Annotated in this window: 19 protein-coding genes; 15 read left to right on the forward strand and 4 right to left on the reverse strand. The window is 69.0% G+C overall.

The genetic code is table 11. From position 1 onward, the window contains the following. The first annotated feature begins 68 nt into the window (after nucleotides 1–68). From LK06_RS02195 to LK06_RS02215, 5 genes are all read left to right on the forward strand, one after another. Nucleotides 69–1,454 (forward strand): NADP-dependent succinic semialdehyde dehydrogenase, encoded by a 1,386-nt coding sequence (locus LK06_RS02195; protein WP_043405227.1) that lies wholly within the window; start codon nucleotides 69–71, stop codon nucleotides 1,452–1,454. A gap of 26 nt (nucleotides 1,455–1,480) precedes the next feature. Further along, complete coding sequence (locus tag LK06_RS02200) at nucleotides 1,481–1,714, forward strand: DUF6213 family protein (protein ID WP_039653834.1); 234 nt, start codon at nucleotides 1,481–1,483, stop codon at nucleotides 1,712–1,714. A 558-nt stretch (nucleotides 1,715–2,272) separates the two neighbouring features. Then, nucleotides 2,273–3,337 (forward strand): type III polyketide synthase, encoded by a 1,065-nt coding sequence (locus tag LK06_RS02205; RefSeq protein WP_039653833.1) that lies wholly within the window; start codon nucleotides 2,273–2,275, stop codon nucleotides 3,335–3,337. 7 nt (nucleotides 3,338–3,344) lie between these two features. Beyond that, nucleotides 3,345–4,559: a cytochrome P450 gene (locus tag LK06_RS02210; protein WP_039653832.1), complete on the forward strand. Its 1,215-nt coding sequence runs from the start codon at nucleotides 3,345–3,347 to the stop codon at nucleotides 4,557–4,559. A gap of 7 nt (nucleotides 4,560–4,566) precedes the next feature. Beyond that, nucleotides 4,567–5,088, forward strand: a complete 522-nt coding sequence (locus LK06_RS02215) for a cupin domain-containing protein (RefSeq protein WP_039653831.1) — start codon at nucleotides 4,567–4,569, stop codon at nucleotides 5,086–5,088. 210 nt (nucleotides 5,089–5,298) lie between these two features. Here LK06_RS02215 and LK06_RS02220 read toward each other — a convergent pair whose 3' ends face one another. From LK06_RS02220 to LK06_RS02225, 3 genes are all read right to left on the reverse strand, one after another. Beyond that, nucleotides 5,299–6,201 (reverse strand): glycoside hydrolase domain-containing protein, encoded by a 903-nt coding sequence (locus LK06_RS02220; protein ID WP_039653830.1) that lies wholly within the window; start codon nucleotides 6,199–6,201, stop codon nucleotides 5,299–5,301. Between the two features lie 363 nt (nucleotides 6,202–6,564). Further along, nucleotides 6,565–6,792 (reverse strand): zinc ribbon domain-containing protein, encoded by a 228-nt coding sequence (locus tag LK06_RS35160; protein WP_420710831.1) that lies wholly within the window; start codon nucleotides 6,790–6,792, stop codon nucleotides 6,565–6,567. Further along, nucleotides 6,789–8,015, reverse strand: a complete 1,227-nt coding sequence (locus LK06_RS02225; protein WP_043433172.1) for an acyl-CoA dehydrogenase family protein — start codon at nucleotides 8,013–8,015, stop codon at nucleotides 6,789–6,791. The genes LK06_RS35160 and LK06_RS02225 overlap by 4 nt, the downstream gene beginning before the upstream one ends. A 170-nt stretch (nucleotides 8,016–8,185) precedes the next feature. Here LK06_RS02225 and LK06_RS02230 point away from each other — a divergent pair, with 170 nt between their 5' ends. After that, on the forward strand, nucleotides 8,186–8,830 hold the full coding sequence (locus tag LK06_RS02230) for a TetR/AcrR family transcriptional regulator (RefSeq protein ID WP_039653826.1): 645 nt from the start codon (nucleotides 8,186–8,188) through the stop codon (nucleotides 8,828–8,830). 22 nt (nucleotides 8,831–8,852) lie between these two features. Here LK06_RS02230 and def read toward each other — a convergent pair whose 3' ends face one another. Then, the gene (gene def / locus LK06_RS02235; protein WP_039653825.1) at nucleotides 8,853–9,392 is read right to left on the reverse strand and encodes a peptide deformylase; all 540 of its coding nucleotides are present in this window, start codon (nucleotides 9,390–9,392) and stop codon (nucleotides 8,853–8,855) included. Nucleotides 9,393–9,543: 151 nt separating this feature from the next. Here def and LK06_RS02240 point away from each other — a divergent pair, with 151 nt between their 5' ends. The 9 genes from LK06_RS02240 (at nucleotide 9,544) to LK06_RS02280 (ending at nucleotide 18,037) form a co-directional block, all read left to right on the forward strand. Beyond that, nucleotides 9,544–10,782 carry a MurT ligase domain-containing protein gene (locus tag LK06_RS02240; RefSeq protein WP_039653823.1) on the forward strand — a complete coding sequence of 413 codons (1,239 nt, stop codon included), beginning with the start codon at nucleotides 9,544–9,546 and terminating at the stop codon, nucleotides 10,780–10,782. A 20-nt stretch (nucleotides 10,783–10,802) separates the two neighbouring features. After that, entirely contained in the window at nucleotides 10,803–11,531 is a 729-nt protein-coding gene (locus LK06_RS02245) for a type 1 glutamine amidotransferase (protein ID WP_039653821.1), read from the forward strand. A gap of 201 nt (nucleotides 11,532–11,732) precedes the next feature. Beyond that, nucleotides 11,733–12,758, forward strand: coding sequence for a 6-phosphofructokinase (locus LK06_RS02250; protein WP_039653820.1), 1,026 nt, complete (start codon nucleotides 11,733–11,735; stop codon nucleotides 12,756–12,758). 136 nt (nucleotides 12,759–12,894) lie between these two features. Then, on the forward strand, nucleotides 12,895–13,845 hold the full coding sequence (locus LK06_RS02255) for a cytochrome c oxidase assembly protein (protein WP_039653819.1): 951 nt from the start codon (nucleotides 12,895–12,897) through the stop codon (nucleotides 13,843–13,845). Between the two features lie 249 nt (nucleotides 13,846–14,094). Beyond that, nucleotides 14,095–14,274 carry a hypothetical protein gene (locus LK06_RS02260; protein ID WP_039653817.1) on the forward strand — a complete coding sequence of 60 codons (180 nt, stop codon included), beginning with the start codon at nucleotides 14,095–14,097 and terminating at the stop codon, nucleotides 14,272–14,274. Between the two features lie 37 nt (nucleotides 14,275–14,311). Continuing rightward, nucleotides 14,312–14,797, forward strand: a complete 486-nt coding sequence (locus tag LK06_RS02265) for an Lrp/AsnC family transcriptional regulator (protein WP_039653816.1) — start codon at nucleotides 14,312–14,314, stop codon at nucleotides 14,795–14,797. 153 nt (nucleotides 14,798–14,950) lie between these two features. Beyond that, nucleotides 14,951–15,760: a dimethylargininase gene (ddaH, locus tag LK06_RS02270; protein ID WP_039653814.1), complete on the forward strand. Its 810-nt coding sequence runs from the start codon at nucleotides 14,951–14,953 to the stop codon at nucleotides 15,758–15,760. Further along, nucleotides 15,760–16,977: an ornithine--oxo-acid transaminase gene (rocD, locus tag LK06_RS02275; protein ID WP_039653812.1), complete on the forward strand. Its 1,218-nt coding sequence runs from the start codon at nucleotides 15,760–15,762 to the stop codon at nucleotides 16,975–16,977. Before ddaH ends, rocD begins: the two co-directional genes overlap by 1 nt. A 340-nt stretch (nucleotides 16,978–17,317) precedes the next feature. Further along, nucleotides 17,318–18,037, forward strand: a complete 720-nt coding sequence (locus tag LK06_RS02280; protein WP_039653811.1) for a lysophospholipid acyltransferase family protein — start codon at nucleotides 17,318–17,320, stop codon at nucleotides 18,035–18,037. Nucleotides 18,038–18,080: the final 43 nt, after the last annotated feature.

The raw sequence follows: 18,080 nt of genomic DNA on the forward strand, positions 1-18,080 counted from the left end.
CCTTCGCGTTGCGGCGTACCCCGCCGCGCGCGAAGGTCGAAGCAGACCCGCTCCCAGGGAGGTCAGCCATGCCCATCGCGACGGTGAACCCGGCGAACGGCGAGACGCTCAAGACGTACGAGCCGATGGGTGAGGAGGAGGTGGAACGCCGTCTCCGGCTTGCCCAGGCCACGTTCCGCACCTACCGGACGACGGTGTTCGCCGACCGTGCCCGATGGCTCAGCAAGGCCGCCGACCTGCTGGACGAAGACCGGCAGGAGATCGGCCGGGTCATGACCGTCGAGATGGGAAAGCCGATCAAGCAGTCGCGGGCGGAGGCCGCAAAGTGCGCCAAGGCGATGCGCTGGTACGCCGAGCGCGCCGAGAGGCTGCTGGCCGACGAGGAGCCCGCCGAGACGGATGTGCGGGACTCTGGCGCGTCCCGGGTGCGGGTCCGCTATCGCCCGCTCGGGCCCGTGCTCGCCGTGATGCCGTGGAACTTCCCTCTCTGGCAGGTGGTCCGGTTCGCCGCTCCGGCGTTGATGGCAGGCAACGTGGGTCTGCTCAAGCATGCTTCCAGCGTTCCCCAGACGGCCCTCTACCTGGAAGACCTGTTCCACCGGGCGGGCTTTGCGGAAGGCTGCTTCCAGACGCTCCTGGTCGGCTCCGCGGCGGTGGACGGCATCCTGCGCGACGAACGGGTCATGGCGGCCACCCTGACGGGCAGCGAGCCCGCGGGCCGGGCAGTCGCCACCACCGCCGGAGAGATGATCAAGAAGACGGTCCTGGAGCTGGGCGGCAGCGATCCCTACATCGTGATGCCGTCCGCAGACCTGGACCGCGCCGCCGAGGTCGCGGTGACCGCGCGGGTGCAGAACACCGGGCAGTCCTGCATCGCCGCCAAGCGTTTCATCGTGCACACCGACGTCCACGACGCGTTCGCCGAGAGATTCGTCGAGGGCATGGAGGCCCTCAAGGTCGGCGATCCACTCCAGGAGGACACCGAGGTCGGGCCGCTCGCCAGCGAGCAGGGACGCACCGACCTGGAGGAACTGGTCGACGACGCGAAACGCTCCGGGGCCGAAGTGCTGTGCGGCGGTGCACGGCCGGACGGACCCGGCTGGTACTACCCGCCGACCGTGCTCACGGGTGTGACCCGGCAGATGCGCGTCCACCGCGAGGAGGCGTTCGGGCCGGTGGCCACCCTGTACCGGGCCGGTGACCTGGACGAGGCGCTGCTGATCGCCAACGATACGCCGTTCGGGCTGAGCTCGAACGTGTGGACCCGGGACACCGACGAGGTGGAACGGTTCGCCGAGGACCTGGAGGCCGGAGCCGTGTACGTCAACGGGATGACGGCCTCCCATCCGGCGTTCCCGTTCGGCGGGGTGAAGCGCTCGGGGTACGGGCGTGAGCTGTCCGGGCACGGAATCCGCGAGTTCTGCAACATCACCACGGTTTGGCAGGGTGCATGAGGGCTGCACGACTACCATCCCCTTTTGTGAACCGCGAAGTGACCCTGCCTCTGATCGTCGACGACCGCGGTACCTTGCAGGTGGCCGCGGCCGACGTGAGTAAGCTGCTGCGGACCGTCGGCGGGCGGTGGCTGCATCTGGTCGAGGCCGGGGAGCAGGGGCTGGACGAGGACACGGTGGCCGCGCTGACCATCGAACTCGCCAAGCTCGCGGACCGGATCGACGTGGCGTGCATCGCTCACAGCAGCGGGACGCCGTAACTCCCCTCCACTCCACTGCCCGAGCGTTTCCCGGAACATGCCCTCGCACGTCTGGAAGAGGGTTCCGTAGGCGTGCGCCAGGGCGGGGTGTAGGTCGCCCGTGTCCAGGCCCGCCTGCACCGCTTCCTTCGCCTTTCCTTCGCCTTTCCTTCGCCTGCGGAGAGGGCCACGGCCTCGGGATGGACGCCCGGTGCGCCAGGTGCAGGAAGGAACGGCGGTCGGCGGGAATCACCCACTGCTGCACCAGAGCGAGCCGGGCCAGGCCGGCCGGGTCCGCCGCACCGCGCTCGACGAATGACACGAAGGGGTTACCCGAAGGCCCACGGAGAACGCCCTCGCAGTCGTCCCCAGCAGGTCAGTGGCCCTCGCGGTCATCCTGCGCCCCCCGTGCGGACGTGCGACTTCTCGATCGATCCTGACACGGTGTCCCCAGTCTGGAGTAGTCCGACGCGAGATCGTCGCCCCGGCGGGTGATCGTGGGTGGACCACCTCCTGAGGTGAACGACCTTCTGACCGGCGGGCGAAGGCCTTCCGGAAGGCTGAAAGCAGGCACGGTTCATGGCGACTTTGTGCAGACCCTCGGTGTCGGTTCCGGAGCACGTGATCACGATGGAGGAGACACTGGAGCTGGCACGCTCCCGTCACCCGGACCACCCCCAACTGCCGCTAGCCCTGCGGCTGATCGAGAACACAGGCGTCCGCACCCGGCACATCGTCCAGCCCATCGAAGAGACCCTCAAGCACCCGGGTTTCGAGCAGCGCAACAAGCTCTACGAGGCGGAGGCCAAGGCCCGGGTCCCCGCAGTGATCCAGCAGGCCCTCGACGACGCGGAGCTGCTCACCACCGACATCGACGTGATCGTTTACGTCTCGTGCACGGGCTTCATGATGCCCTCGCTCACGGCGTGGCTGATCAACGAGATGGACTTCGACAGCACCACCCGACAGCTTCCCATAGCCCAGCTGGGCTGCGCAGCCGGCGGCGCGGCGATCAACCGGTCCCACGACTTCTGCACGGCCTATCCCGAAGCCAACGCGCTGATCGTGGCCTGCGAGTTCTGCTCCCTGTGTTACCAGCCGACCGACCTCGGCGTCGGCTCGCTGCTCTCCAACGGCCTGTTCGGCGACGGCATCGCTGCCGCCGTGGTCCGCGGGCGGGGCGGCAGCGGCATCGAGCTCGAACGCAACGGCTCGTACCTGATCCCCAAGACCGAGGAGTGGATCATGTACGACGTCCAGGCGACCGGCTTCCACTTTCTGCTCGACAAGCGGGTGCCGGCCACCATGGAGCCGCTCGCCCCAGCCCTGCAGGACCTCGCGGGCCTGCACGGCTGGGACGCCGCCGACCTGGACTTCTACATCGTCCACGCGGGAGGACCCCGAATACTCGACGATCTGAGCAAGTTCCTCCAGGTCGACCCGCACGCGTTCCGGTTCAGCCGGGCGACGCTCACCGAATACGGCAACATCGCCTCCGGCGTCGTGCTGGACGCGCTGCGCCGACTGTTCGACGAGGGCGGTGCCGAGCACCAGGCGCGTGGGCTCCTCGCCGGGTTCGGTCCCGGCATCACCGCGGAAATGGCGCTGGGTCGCTGGCGCCGCTCGGAACAAGAAACGGCATGAGTACCGCATGACCGAAGAGACGCTCACCCAGACCCTGCCCCCGATCCGGCACTGGCCGGCACTCGATCTGACCGGGACGGACTTCGACCCGGTACTGACCGAGTTGATGCACGAGGGACCGGTCACCCGCATCAAGCTGCCCAACGGCGAGGGCTGGGCTTGGCTGGTCACCCGGTACGACGACGTGCGCATGGTGACCAATGACCCGCGCTTCAGCCGTGAAGCGGTCATGGACAGGCCGGTCACCCGGTTGGCCCCGCACTTCATCCCGGACCGGGGCGCGGTCGGTTTCCTCGACCCGCCCGACCACACCCGGCTGCGCCGCGCGGTGGCCGCTGCGTTCACCGCGCGGGGCGTGGAGCGGGTCCGGGACCGGGCACGCGACATGCTGGACGAGTTGGTCGACGAACTTCTCCAGGACGGCCCGCCCGCCGATCTCACGTCGGCGGTACTCAGTCCCTTCCCGGTCGCAGTGATCTGCGAACTGATGGGCGTCCCGGCCGGTGATCGCCACAGCATGCACAACTGGACCCAGCTCATCCTCTCCTCCTCGAACGGCAAGGAGGTCAGCGAGAAGGCCAAGCGGGAGATGGCCGCCTACTTCTCCGACCTGATCGGGCTGCGGGAGAACAGCACCGCCGAGGACGTCACCTCACTCCTGGGCGCCGCGGTGGGCCGGGGCGAGATCACCCTGGAGGAGGCCGTCGGCCTCGCCGGACTCCTCCAGATCGGCGGCGAGGCCGTCACCAACAACAGCGGGCAGTTGTTCTACCTGCTGCTGACCCGCCCCGACCTGGCGGAACGACTGCGCGCGGAGCCGGAGATCCGCCCCCGGGCGATCGACGAACTCCTGCGCTACATCCCGCACCGCAACGCGGTCGGCCTGTCCCGGATCGCGCTGGAGGACGTGGATATCAGGGGGTTCCGCATCCGCGCCGGCGATCCGGTGTACGTCTCCTACCTGGCCGCCAACCGCGATCCGGACGTCTTCCCCGACCCGGATGCGGTCGACTTCTCCCGCAGCCCGAACCCACACGTGTCCTTCGGTTTCGGCCCGCACTTCTGCCCCGGCAACATGCTGGCGAGGCTGGAGTCGGAGCTCCTGGTGGAGGCCCTGCTGGACCGCATTCCCGCCCTGAGACTGGCCGTACCCCCGGATCAGGTTCCCTTCAAGAAGGGCGCGTTGATCCGGGGTCCAGAAGCCCTGCCGGTCACCTGGTGAGCAGCCGATGACACAGGCCGAAGGACTGTTGGTGCCACCGGGGCACGGGCGCGTCGTCGAAACGCCGGCCCAGCGGGTGACGTTCAAGGTCACCGGCACGCACTCGCGGATGGCCTCCACCTTCGAGGTGGAGGTCCCGCCGGGCTTCGACGTGGGCGCGCACGTGCACACGCGGAGCGAGGAGTTGTTCTACGTCCTCGAAGGAGAGCTGGACGTGCTCGCCTTCGAACCCCGCATCCGCACCCCCGACAACTGGAGAAAGTGGGAGTCGCCTTCGGGCAGCCGGGCGGTCCGCGCGACCCCGGGCACGGTGATCGTCGTCCCTCCGGGCTGCCCGCACGCCTTTGCGAACCCGACGGACACGCCGGCGAAGATGTTCTTCCAGGCCTCTCCCCCGCCGGACCACGAGCGCTACTTCGAGGAACTGCTGGAGATCTTGAGCAGCGGGGGCCCACCAGACCAGGGGGCGATCGAGGCGCTGCGCGCCAAGTACGACATCCAGCAGCTGACGCCCCTCAGACACCGCTAGCTCGCACGGGCCGTCCCCCTGCCGCAGGGGCACGAGGGGCGCGACAGCGCCCGCCGTGCCCAGCGGGCACGCGACCGGTGCGGCACTACCCGGTCGCGTCCGGCTCGGGACGGGGCGACGGGCCTGGCGGCGAGGGCGCAACTGGGGGTGGTTGCCGAGCGGACGCGGGCTGGTGCCGCACGGCTTGGCAGGGCCGTGGAAACCTGACGTTCACTGGGCGAGCCGTTCGGCGATCTTCTCGGCGACCTTCTCCGCGATGGCGTCGGCCAGACCCGGAGCTGCGGCCACCTTGGCGGCGATCGAGTCGATCTGCGCGTCCGTCAGGTCAACTGACGGCTTCGCGGCCAAGTCCTTCACCAGCCGGTTCGTCTCCCGGTCCTGGAGGTACCCGTACCGCTGGTACGACTCCAGCGTCCAGAACTCGTTGCCCTTGGGGTCCTTGTCGTAGTCGGGCGATTTGAACACGCCGTCCGTGTGCGCGAACGTTCCGACATCGTTCTTCGTCACTGCCACATTCGTCTCCTGGGGCGTCTTTCCGGGCATCCACTGCCCGTAGTCCGTGGTGAGTGCCGTGTCCAGGTCGCAGGAAACACCGTTGATGGTGGTCTCAGCGCCCTGCCGGATCACCGCGCGGGAATCCCACTGGCCGCCGGACCACGCGGACGTCTGCCACGCCCAGGTGGCCTTTCCCGCGTCGAGGGCGCGCTTGACGGGGTAGTAGCCACCGTAGAGGCCGACCCGTGAGACACCGATGACGGATGCGGCGCCGTCGAGGTAGGCGTTGATGGCCGTCTGGTCATCAGGCGTGGCATCGAAGTCCACGGCGAAGTAGATCGGGCGGCTGGAGGGCATGCCGCAGGCCGTGGCCTGCGCCGCCGCGGCCTTGGCGTCCGCCGCCCCGGCGCTCTTCCCGGACAGGGCACGCTCCGCGGTGGTCTCCCACACCACGACACTCGACACCTCGTGCGCGGCCAGGTCGTCGGCCTCGGCACGCGTCAGGTTCTTGGAGGCGTCGGTGGACAGGTAACGGCAGGCGAAGTGTTTGCCCGCCTTCTGCAAGGCCTCCCCGCCTGGGTGAGTCCAGGCGTAGTCGACTCCGGGGATGCTGATCATGGATGCCCCCCAATACTCCAGCAGCGTTCCGCCATCTGGCCTGGTCAGAGGTATCGGCCGAAAGCGTAGTCGGCTGGTGGCGCGGCAGGGGCGGTCTTACCGCTCTGTCCCTCCAACGAGTGGATCGGAAACACAGCACGCCATCGCCGTGCGCGCTGTTCGCGCCGTGCGCGCCGCTCAGGCCGCCGCACGCGCCCCAGGACGCAGTACCCGCAGGGGAGCCGGGACCACCGGCTGCGGCACCGAGGGCGCCGTCCTCGGTCGCGGTCGGCCTGCGGTGATCGTTCGGGGCCTGTGTGACGTCGTGGTCCATCTTGCCGATACGGATCCGGCTCTGACGTGGCTTTGACGTGTCCTTCGGCCTCAAGGCCCGGCTTCGACCGGGACGTTGTGGCTTGCGTTGTGGTCAAGGTCGTGCACGGTGCCGCACTCGCCGCACGTCCGCTCCCGGACGTGCAGGGGCTTGGGGCCGTCCCCGAATCCGCGGGCCGGGCAGACCTGAGGGGACGGGAAGAACGGATCCGCCCCAGGCTCGGGAGGGGCGGATCCGCGGAAGTGGCCTGTAGGCGTCGTGCTGCCGGGACGTGTCAGCGGATGGGCATACCCGACAGGGTGCGCGCGATGACGAGCCGCTGGATCTCGCTCGTTCCCTCGAAGATCGTGTAGATCGCCGCATCCCGGTGCATCCGCTCGACCGGGTACTCACGCGTGTAGCCGTTGCCGCCGAGGATCTGGATGGCCCCCGCGGTCACCTTCTTCGCGGTCTCACTGGCGAAGAGCTTGGACATCGAACCCTCGGCCGCGGTGAACGGCTTGCCGTTCACCGCCATCCAGGAGGCCCGCCACACGAGCAGGCGGGCCGCGTCGATCTGTGTCCGCATGTCCGCCAGTTGGAAGGCGACTCCCTGGTTGTCGATGATCGGCCGCCCGAACTGCTCGCGGGTCCCGGCGTAGTCGAGGGCGACCTCATACGCGGCCCGCGCGGTGCCGACCGCCATGGCGCCCACGGCGGGCCGCGAGGCCTCGAATGTCGCCATCGCCGCGTTCCTCACCCTCTCACCCCCAGCCTTGACCTTCTCCCTGGCCCGGGCGAGCCGCTCGTCCAGCTTCTCCTTGCCGCCGAGCAGGCAGGAGCCGGGGACGCGGACGTGGTCGAGGATGACCTCGGCGGTGTGCGAGGCACGGATGCCGTGCTTCTTGAACTTCTGCCCCTGGGCCAGACCCGGGGTGCCCGGCGGGACGATGAAGGACGCGTGGCCCTTGGATCCCAGTTCCGGGTCGACGACGGCGACGACGACGTGGACGCTCGCGATGCCGCCGTTGGTCGCCCAGGTCTTGGTACCGTTGATCACCCATTCGTCCCTGGCCTCGTCGTACACGGCCCGGGTGCGCATGGAGGCGACGTCGGAGCCGGCGTCGGGCTCGCTGGAGCAGAAGGCGGCGACCTTGACGTCGTTCGGGTCGCCGTACATCTGCGGGACCCAGGTGCCGATCTGTTCCTCGGTCCCGTTGGCGAGGACGCCCACCGCGGCGAGACCGGTGCCCACGAGGGAGAGGGCGATGCCCGCGTCGCCCCAGAACAGTTCTTCCATGGCCATCGGGATTCCCAGACCGGTGGGGTCGAAGTACTGCTGTGCGTAGAAGTCGAGGGAGTAGATGCCGATCTTCGCGGCCTCCTGGATGACCGGCCAGGGAGTCTCCTCGCGCTCGTCCCACTCGGCTGCCGCGGGGCGGATCACGTCGGCGGCGAAGCCGTGGAGCCAGTCCCGGACTTCCTTCTGTTCGTCGTTCAGCTCCATGGTGAACTCGGCCATGTCCCCTCCAGCGGCGGCAATACGATGTTACTAGCGGTAACAAGAGTCTGTTACCGACCGGTAAGAAAAGTCAACCGTCGATGACACCTCGGCATCCCGTTCGATGTCAGGGGCGCGGTCAGTGTTAGTTTGCGCAGGCGTCACCGAATCAGCATGGGTGGGGAGAGCACATGGACACCACACAGCGGACCGACCAGCAGCGGACCGCCGACCGCCGACGGCGCGAGTTGCTGGAAGCCGCCGACCGGGTGGTGCTGCGCGACGGGCCGCAGGCGTCGATGAACGCGATCGCGGCCGAGGCGGGAATCACCAAGCCGATTCTCTACCGGCACTTCGGCGACAAGGGAGGGCTGTATGCGGCCCTCGCCAAACGGCACACGGACGCATTGCTGGCGTCGCTGCGGGCAGCCCTGGACGCGCCGGCCGGCCGGCGCGAACGCGTGGAGTCCACCCTCGACACCTACCTCGCGGCGATCGAAGCGCGTCCTCAGGTGTACCGCTTCCTCATGCATCCGGCGGAGGGAAGCACCGGCGGTGACCACGGCTTCGACGTCGGCAAGCACAGCGCTCCCCTGCTGCGGAGGATGGGCGAGGAACTGGCCCAGGTCATCGAGGAACGGGTGGATCTCGGCCCGGGAAGTCAGCAGTTGGCCCGGGTGTGGGGACATGGGATCGTCGGGATGATGCACGCGGCCGGGGACTGGTGGCTCGGAGAACGCCCCTGCACTCGCGCCGAGTTGGTGGGCTCACTCGCCGACCTGTTGTGGGGGCGCCTTGCGGCCGCGGGAGACCGGGCGGGAGGCCCGGGCTTCTGACCGCCCCTGCCCCACCGACCGGTCAACGGTGCCATGACGCCCGCCTGATGCTCCTGTCCAGTCTGCGCTTGCGCCATCCCGTGAGGTGATCCGCGTAGACGCGGCCCGCCAGGTGATCGCACTCGTGCTGCAGGCACCTGGCGAAGAATCCGGTGCCGTGCACGGTGACCGGCTCCCCGGCCACCGTGAAACCCTCGACCACCGCATGGTCGTACCGCCGCGTGCCCGCCTCCAGCCCCGGCAGGGACAGACAGCCCTCCGGACCCCGGATCACCACGCCGTCCGCCTCGACCAGACGCGGGTTGACCACGTGGCCCAGATGACGCACGTCCTCGTCGTCCGGGCAGTCGTACACGAACACCCGCAAAGGGACACCGATCTGATTCGCGGCCAGGCCGACGCCCTGCGCCGCGTACATGGTGGCGAACAGATCCTCCACCAGGGTCACCAGCTCGGGTCCGAAGTCGGACACCTCCCGGCATTGCTCGCCCAGCGCCGGGTCACCAAGCAGGGAAAGAGGCCGGACTCGCCCGCGGGCGCCGGGGATCGTGCCGTGTCTCATGGCGGCAAGGGTACGGTTCGTTCAGCTCACGCCCGCCGCACAGCTGTGGGCCGGGATTCGGGTGTGCGAATGGATCTCGATAGGCTGGGGTTCCCACCACGTTGCCGGATGGCCCCAGGCGCGGCGCGTACGCAAGGAGGATCGAGAACTGATGGCAGGCAACTCGGACCCGCTCACGCCGCGGGCCAAGCTGGCCGTGACCGCGGGCAAGGCGGTCGCTGCGGCATCCCGCGCCGCTGGACGCGGCAGCGGGTCGGTGATCGGTGGCCGGGTCGCGCTGAAACTCGACCCCGACCTACTGGGACGGCTGGCCCAGCACCTGGACGTGATCCTGGTGTCCGCGACCAACGGCAAGACCACGACCACCCGGCTCATCGCGGAGGCACTGCGAGCCGCGGGCCAGGTCGTGTCGAACGCGCTCGGCGCCAACATGCCGGCCGGCATCACCTCGGCGCTCGCGGGCGGCTCGGACGCCAAGTTCGGTGTCATCGAGGTCGACGAGAAGTACCTCGCGGGGGTGGCCCGGGACACCGACCCCAAGTGCATCGCCCTGCTGAACCTCTCCCGCGATCAGCTGGACCGCGCCGCAGAGACCCGGATGCTCGCGGAGAACTGGCGTGAGGGCCTGGCCGGTTCCAAGGCGGTCATCGTCGCCAACTGCGACGACCCGCTGGTGGTGTGGGCCGCTTCCTCCTCCCCGAACGTGATCTGGGTCGCGGCCGGGCAGATGTGGAAGGACGACGCCTGGTCCTGCCCCTCCTGCGGTGGCGTCATGCAGCGTCCAGGCGAGGACTGGTTCTGCGGCGAGTGCGGGTTCCGCCGGCCGACGGCCACCTGGGCGCTCTCCGGGGACCACGTCCTGGATCCGCACGGTTCCGCCTGGCCGATCCAACTGCAGCTACCGGGCCGCGCCAACAAGGCGAACGCGGCCAGCTCCGCGGCCGTCGCCGCCGTCTTCGGGGTGCCGCCGCAGGTCGCGCTGGAACGCATGTACCAGGTGCAGGCCGTGGCCGGACGGTACGACGTCGTCCAGTTCCAGGAACGAGACCTGCGACTACTGCTGGCCAAGAACCCGGCCGGCTGGCTGGAAACGTTCTCCCTGATCGACCCGCCGCCCGCCCCGGTGATCCTGTCCGTCAACGCCCGCGGCGCCGACGGCACCGACACCTCCTGGCTGTGGGACGTGGACTACACGCGACTGACCGGCCACCCGATCTTCGTCATCGGCGACCGGAAGCTGGACCTCGCGGTCCGTCTGGAGGTCGCGAACCAGCAGTTCCAGGTCTGCGACGATCTCAACCAGGCGGTGCAGATGTGCCCGCCGGGCCGTATCGAGGTCATCGCGAACTACACCGCGTTCCAGGACCTGCGCCGCCTCGTCGGTAACTGATCAGGAAGGGCGATCACCTCATGAGCGACAACCAACTGCGGCTGGTGTGGATCTACCCGGACCTGCTGAGCACCTACGGCGACCAGGGCAACGCGCTCGTCGTGGAGCGCCGGGCCCGGCAGCGGGGACTGGACGTGGCCCGGCTCGACGTGCGCAGCGACCAGCCGATCCCGACCTCGGGCGACATCTACCTCATCGGCGGCGGTGAGGACCGGCCGCAGCGACTCGCGGCCGAGCGGCTGCGCCGCGACGGTCATCTGCACCGGGCGGTGGAGAACGGCGCGATCGTCTTCTCCGTCTGCGCCGGCTACCAGATCCTCGGCCACGAGTTCATCAACGACCTCGGCCAGCGCGAGCCCGGCCTCGGCCTGCTGGACGTGGTGTCGGTGCGCGGCGAGGGGGAGCGGTGCGTCGGCGACGTCCTCGCCGACATCGACCCACAGCTGGGCCTGCCCCCGCTGACCGGCTTCGAGAACCACCAGGGCGTCACCCACCTCGGGCCCACCGCGCGCCCGCTCGCCCGGGTGCAGATCGGCAAGGGCAACGGTACCGGGGACGGCACGGAGGGCGCGTACAACGGGACCGTCTTCGGCACCTACATGCACGGACCGGTCCTCGCCCGCAACCCGCTGATCGCCGATCTGCTGCTGAAACTGGCGCTCGACGTCAACGCGCTGCCGCCGACCGACGACCGCTGGTACGAAGCGCTTCGCAACGAGCGCATCGCCGCTGCTCAGCAGCCTGCTTAAGCGGTTTCCCGGCACCCCGCCAGTAGGCTCCGGCAGTCTCCTGGCGGGCCCGCCTGACGGCGCTTCCGCTCACATGTGCGGGCGCGTCCAGCAGGCGGACGCCTGCTACGGCGTCCCCCCCTCACGCCGGTAGGGTGGCCGGGAATCCGCCGGACAACGTGGTCCGGTTTCCCGGCCCACGTTGAGAAGGTATATCGGGCTATGCGCATTGGTGTCCTCACGTCCGGCGGCGACTGCCCCGGCCTGAACGCCGTCATCCGGTCCGTCGTGCACCGCGCCGTCGCCGACCACGGCGACGAGGTCATCGGCTTCCGGGACGGTTGGAAGGGCCTCCTGGAGTGCGACTACCTCAAGCTCGACCTCGACGCCGTGGGGGGCATCCTGGCACGCGGTGGCACCATCCTCGGCTCCTCCCGGGTCCGCCCGGAGCACCTGCGGGACGGGGTCGAACGGGCCAGAGGCCATGTCGCGGAACTCGGCCTGGACGCGATCATCCCGATCGGCGGCGAGGGCACGCTGAAGGCAGCCCGGCTGTTGTCCGACAACGGACTGCCGATCGTGGGCGTGCCCAAGACCATCGACAACGACATCGCCGTCACGGACGTCACCTTCGGCTTCGACACCGCGGTGACCGTGGCGACCGAGGCCCTCGACCGGCTGAAGACGACAGCCGAGTCCCACCAGCGGGTGCTGACCGTGGAGGTCATGGGCCGGCACACCGGTTGGATCGCGCTGCACTCCGGTATGGCGGCCGGCGCCCACGCCGTAGTCGTGCCCGAACGCCCCTTCGACATGGACGAATTGACCAAGAAGGTCGGCGAGCGGTTCGCGGCGGGCAAGCGATTCGCCATCGTGGTCGCCGCTGAGGGGGCCAAGCCGCAGCCGGGATCCATGGAGTTCGACGAAGGCGGCAAGGACATCTACGGCCACGAGCGCTTCGCGGGGATCGCACGGCAGCTGTCGATCGAGCTGGAGCAGCGGCTCGGCAAGGAGGCGCGGCCGGTGATCCTCGGGCACGTACAGCGGGGCGGCACGCCGACCGCGTACGACCGAGTGCTGGCGACCCGTTTCGGCTGGCATGCGGTGGAGGCCGTCCACCGGGGTGAGTTCGGGAAGATGACCGCTCTCCAGGGGACGGACATCATGATGGTGCCACTCGCGGACGCCGTGGAGACGCTGAAGACGGTGCCGCACGCCCGGTACGACGAGGCGGAGTGCGTGCTGTAGTTCAGCCGTGCGGTGGTTGACCCGAGAACAAACCGCCCCCGGTCACGGCTGTGACCGGGGGCGGTTCTAGTCTTGGTGCGGACACAGACAGCTGTGGACAGAAACCGCCCAACCCCCACGAACCAGGAGCCGCCGGATGGATCACAGCGGGCACGGCATGATGATGGATCTGCCGCCGTTCACGCTGGGGCGAGGGCTCCAGTGGTCCACGGAACCGTTCTTCCTCGTCGCGTCCCTCCTCGGCTTGGTTCTGTACGGGTGGGGCGTGCTGCGGCTGCGCAGACGCGGTGACACCTGGCCGCTGCACCGGACGGTGCTCTATGTCGTGGGCGTGCTGACCGTACTGCTGACGATGTGCACCAAGCTGAACGACTACGGCATGGTCATGTTTAGCGTGCACATGGTGCAGCACATGATCATCAGCATGCTCTCGCCCATCCTGATCCTGCTGGGCGCCCCGGTCACCCTGGCGCTGCGCGCGCTGCCGGTCGCCCCCCGGGGCCGCAAGGGTCCCCGGGAGCTGCTGCTGATGCTGCTGCACAGCCGCTACGTCCGGGTCATCACACACCCCTTGTTCACGATCCCGATGTTCATCGCGAGCCTGTACGGTCTCTACTTCACCCCGCTGTTCGACTTCCTGATGGGGTCGATGGCCGGACACATCGCGATGATGGTGCACTTCCTCGCAGTGGGCATGGTGTTCTTCTGGCCGATCATCGGGGTCGACCCGGGCCCGCACCGGCAGGGCCACCTGCTGCGCATGCTGGAGCTGTTCGCGGGCATGCCGTTCCACGCGTTCTTCGGGATCGCCCTGATGATGGCGACGACGCCGATGGTGGACACGTTCACACACTCGCCCGCCTCGCTCGGCATCGATGTACTGGCCGACCAGAACGCGGCCGGCGGCATCGCCTGGGCGTTCAGCGAGGTGCCTTCCGTGCTGGTGCTGATCGCGCTGCTGTTCCAGTGGTACGGCTCCGAGCAGCGCCAGGCCAAGCGCAAGGACCGGGCCGCCGACCGGGACGGTGACAAGGAGCTGGCCGCGTACAACGCCTACCTCGCCTCACTGAGCGCACGCGAGGGCTAGCAAGGGCTAGGGGGTGATTCGGGAAGTCCCCCGGGCGTCCGCGGCGCCCGGCACACAGGCGCGCTCGCCACACCGGCCGAAACCCCAAGTACGTCCGTCCGTACGAGGACGTTCGTCCGGCACGCCGAGAGCACGCAGCCGACGCCGCGGGCACCACACAGGACTTTCGGAACACCTCCAGGCAGACGTATCCCGCCCGGGCGGGATACGGGGCACCATGATGGGGACGGACCACGAGGAGGGTGCCCGATGCCCGGTTCCACGAACGGCTCCACGAACGGCTCCACCAAGGCGATGGGGGCGCTGACGGTCGGCGGGCTCATAGTCGTGACCGCCTACACCGTCGCCCTCGGCAGCAACGGCTGGCTGTGGTTCGGATGGGTGGTGCTGGGGCTGCTGAGCCTCGCCATGGTCGTCACCCGGTCGTGAGGCGCTCTTCACCCGCCGGGCTCACTACAGTGCCGGCATGAACAGCAGGGCACCCTCGTTCGACGACCTCGACCGCAAGATCATCACCGCGTTGATGGCGAACGCCAGGACCAGCTTCGCCGAGATCGGCGCGACGGTCGGACTGTCCGCCACGGCGGTCAAACGGCGTGTGGACCGACTCCGGGAGACCGGCGTCATCACCGGGTTCACGGCGACGGTGGAACCCGCCGCGCTCGGCTGGCGCACGGAGGCGTACGTGGAGGTGTACTGCGAGGGTGCCGCTCCGCCCCGGCGGCTGGCGGAGGTGGTCCGCAACCATCCGGAGATCACGGCGGCCATGACGGTGACCGGCGGCGCCGACGCGCTGCTGCACGTGCGCGCACGGGACGTGGAGCACTTCGAAGAGGTGCTGGAACGGATTCGCGTCGAACCGTTCATCCGGAAGACGATCAGCGTGATGGTGTTGTCCCATCTCCTCCCGGAAAGCCCGGAGGCGGGTGCCACCCAGGCAGCACCGGAATGACCCCAGATGCGTGCAGCATTGCTGCGCATTCGCCGGTTAAGACGCAGCAATGCTGCACATGCACGCAGCCTTTTTTGCTTGTCGTCCACCCCCCTCCCTCCCTACCTTTGTGTCACCCCCCAGTGACACACAGGAAAACGGAGGAAGCCCTCTGTGTCCGAAAGCCGTGTGCCGCGCGCTCGGCGGTTTCTCGTCTGCGAACCCAGACACTTCGCCGTGCAGTACGCGATCAACCCCTGGATGCAACCCGACAAGCCCGTCGACGTGGATCTCGCCCAGGAGCAGTGGCAAGACCTGATCCGCGCCTACCGTGACCATGGTCACACCGTGGAGTCCGTCGACCCGGTGCCGGGGCTGCCGGACATGGTGTTCGCCGCGAACGCGGCGTTCGTGGTGAGCGGCCGGGTGTTCGGGTCGCTGTTCCACGCAGCCGAGCGACGCCCCGAGTCAGTGCACTACGACACCTGGTTCAAAGCGGCGGGCTACGACGTCTACCGCCCCGAGTCGGTGACCGAGGGCGAGGGCGACCTGGTGTGGACGGGCCGGTACGTGCTCGCCGGCACCGGGTTCCGCACCACCCGTGAAGCACACCGGGAGGCACAGGAGTTCCTGGGCCACCCGGTGATCGCCCTGACCCTGGTGGACCCGTACTTCTACCACCTGGACACGGCGCTGTTCGTGCTGGACGACGACAACGTCTGCTACTACCCGGAGGCCTTCTCGGCGGGCAGCCGAGAGGTGCTGCGGCGCCTGTACCCGAACGCCGTGCTGGCCACCCGGGAGGACGCGATGGCGTTCGGCCTGAACTCCGTGTCCGATGGCCGGCACGTCTTCATCGCACCCCGTGCCGAGGCCCTCGCCGAACGCCTCGCCGACCACGGCTACACCCCCGTCGCCGTCGACCTCTCCGAGTTCCACAAGGCCGGCGGCGGCATCAAGTGCTGCACCCAGGAGATCCGCTGATGACCGCACCCGCGCGCACGCGCACGTCCGACGACCTGATCCGCGCCGAAGGGCCGGTGCTCGCGCACAATTACCACCCGCTGCCCGTGGTGGTCGCCCGGGCCGAGGGCACCTGGGTGGAGGACGTCGAGGGCCGCCGCTACCTCGACATGCTCGCCGGGTACTCGGCGCTGAACTTCGGACACCGGCATCCCGCGCTCATCGAGGCGGCGCACCGCCAGCTGGATCTGCTGACGCTCACCTCGCGCGCCTTCCACAACGACCGGCTCGCCGAGTTCGCCGAGCGACTCGCGGAACTCACCGGCCTGGACATGGTGCTACCGATGAACACCGGCGCCGAGGCGGTGGAGAGCGGCATCAAGGTGGCCCGCAAGTGGGCGTACGACGTGAAGGGCGTCCCGGCCGGGCAGGCGACGATCGTGGTCGCGGCCGAGAACTTCCACGGCCGTACGACGACCATCGTCAGCTTCTCCACCGACGAGACGGCGCGAGAGGGCTTCGGCCCCTTCACGCCCGGATTCCGGATCGTGCCCTACAACGACCTCGACGCGCTGGAGGCGGCGGTCGACGAGACGACGGCGGCCGTGCTGATCGAGCCCATCCAGGGCGAGGCAGGAGTGATCATCCCGGACTCCGGCTACCTCGCGGGGGTGCGTGAGCTGACCCGTCGCAAGGGCTGCCTGTTCATCGCGGACGAGATCCAGTCCGGCCTCGGTCGCACGGGCCGCACCCTCGCCGTCGAGCACGAGGACGTCGTCCCGGACGTACTCCTGCTCGGCAAGGCGCTGGGCGGCGGCATCGTGCCGGTGTCGGCGGTGGTCGCCCGACGTGAGGTGCTGGGCGTGCTGCACCCCGGCGAACACGGTTCGACGTTCGGCGGCAACCCGCTCGCGGCGGCGGTCGGCACGGCCGTGGTCGAATTGCTGGAGACCGGCGAGTTCCAGCGCCGTGCCACCGAGCTGGGTGTGATCCTGCGGGACGGACTGACCGAGCTGGTCGGCCGGGGCGTGCTCGGGTTCCGCTCGCGTGGGTTGTGGGCGGGCGTCGACGTCGATCCGGCGATCGGCACCGGCCGCGAGGTCAGCGAACGCCTCATGCGGGAGGGCGTCCTGGTCAAGGACACGCACGGCTCCACGATCCGCCTGGCGCCCCCGCTGACCATCACGGCCGAGGAACTGCGTTCCGCACTGGGGGCATTGGAGAAGGTCTTGGCCTGAGAGACGATACGGGTGGGGGGCCGGTGCCGTGGGCACCGGCCCCCCACCCGTATGACCGGCTCCGTCCGCCGAGACCAGCTCGCCGTCCCAAGCGGGTCACTCCCGCGCGGGGTCACGCCGGCGGCGCCAGGAGGCGGGACCAGGCCACCATGCGGGGTGGGCTCCCGGCTCTGCGCGGGCGGCAGGAACCGCCGCGCATCCGGAAAGCCGGGACGGATGGACACTGGCCCGGTGGGACACCGTTGCCGATGATGACGGATGGGCGTGCGCCGAAAGCCCGGCCCACGTCCCTGCTCAGGGAAACACCAGTCCGAGGCCGACCTGACGGAGTGAGGGACGATTGTTCTACTATCTGCTCAAGTATGTGCTGCTGGGCCCCCTGCTCAGACTGCTGTTCCGGCCCCGGATCGAGGGACTGGAGAACGTGCCGGTTTCGGGACCCGCCATCGTCGCCGGAAACCACCTGTCCTTCTCCGACCACTTCCTGATGCCGGCGATCCTCAAACGGCGCATCACGTTTCTCGCCAAGGCGGAGTACTTCACCGGCCCGGGCATCAAGGGCCGGCTCACTGCTTTCTTCTTCCGCAGTGCCGGACAGATCCCGGTGGACCGCTCGGGCAAAGAAGCGGGGCAGGCAGCGATCCGGGAGGGGCTCGGGGTGCTGCGCGGGGGCGAGCTCCTGGGCATCTATCCGGAAGGAACCCGCTCGCACGACGGCCGGCTGTACAAGGGCAAGGTGGGGGTCGCCGTCATGGCGCTCAAAGCGGCGGTGCCGGTCGTGCCCTGCGCGATGATCGGCACCTTCGAGGCGCAGCCGCCCGGCAAGGTCGTTCCGCACCTGCGCCCGATCGCCATCCGTTTCGGTGAACCGCTCGACTTCTCCCGTTACGCCGGCATGGAGAACGAGAGGGCCGTGCTGCGGGCCGTCACCGACGAAATCATGTACGCGATCCTCTCGCTGTCGCAGCAGGAGTACGTCGACCGGTATGCGGCGGTCGTCAAGGCGGAGGAGACGGCCGGGAAGAAGGAGCGCAGGTTTCCCCGGGCTCCGCTCGGCTGATCTCCGTCCTCGGCGAAAGGAGCGAGAAGGGGACGGCCGGGAA

This window comes from Streptomyces pluripotens (assembly GCF_000802245.2).
GTDB lineage: Bacteria > Actinomycetota > Actinomycetes > Streptomycetales > Streptomycetaceae > Streptomyces > Streptomyces pluripotens.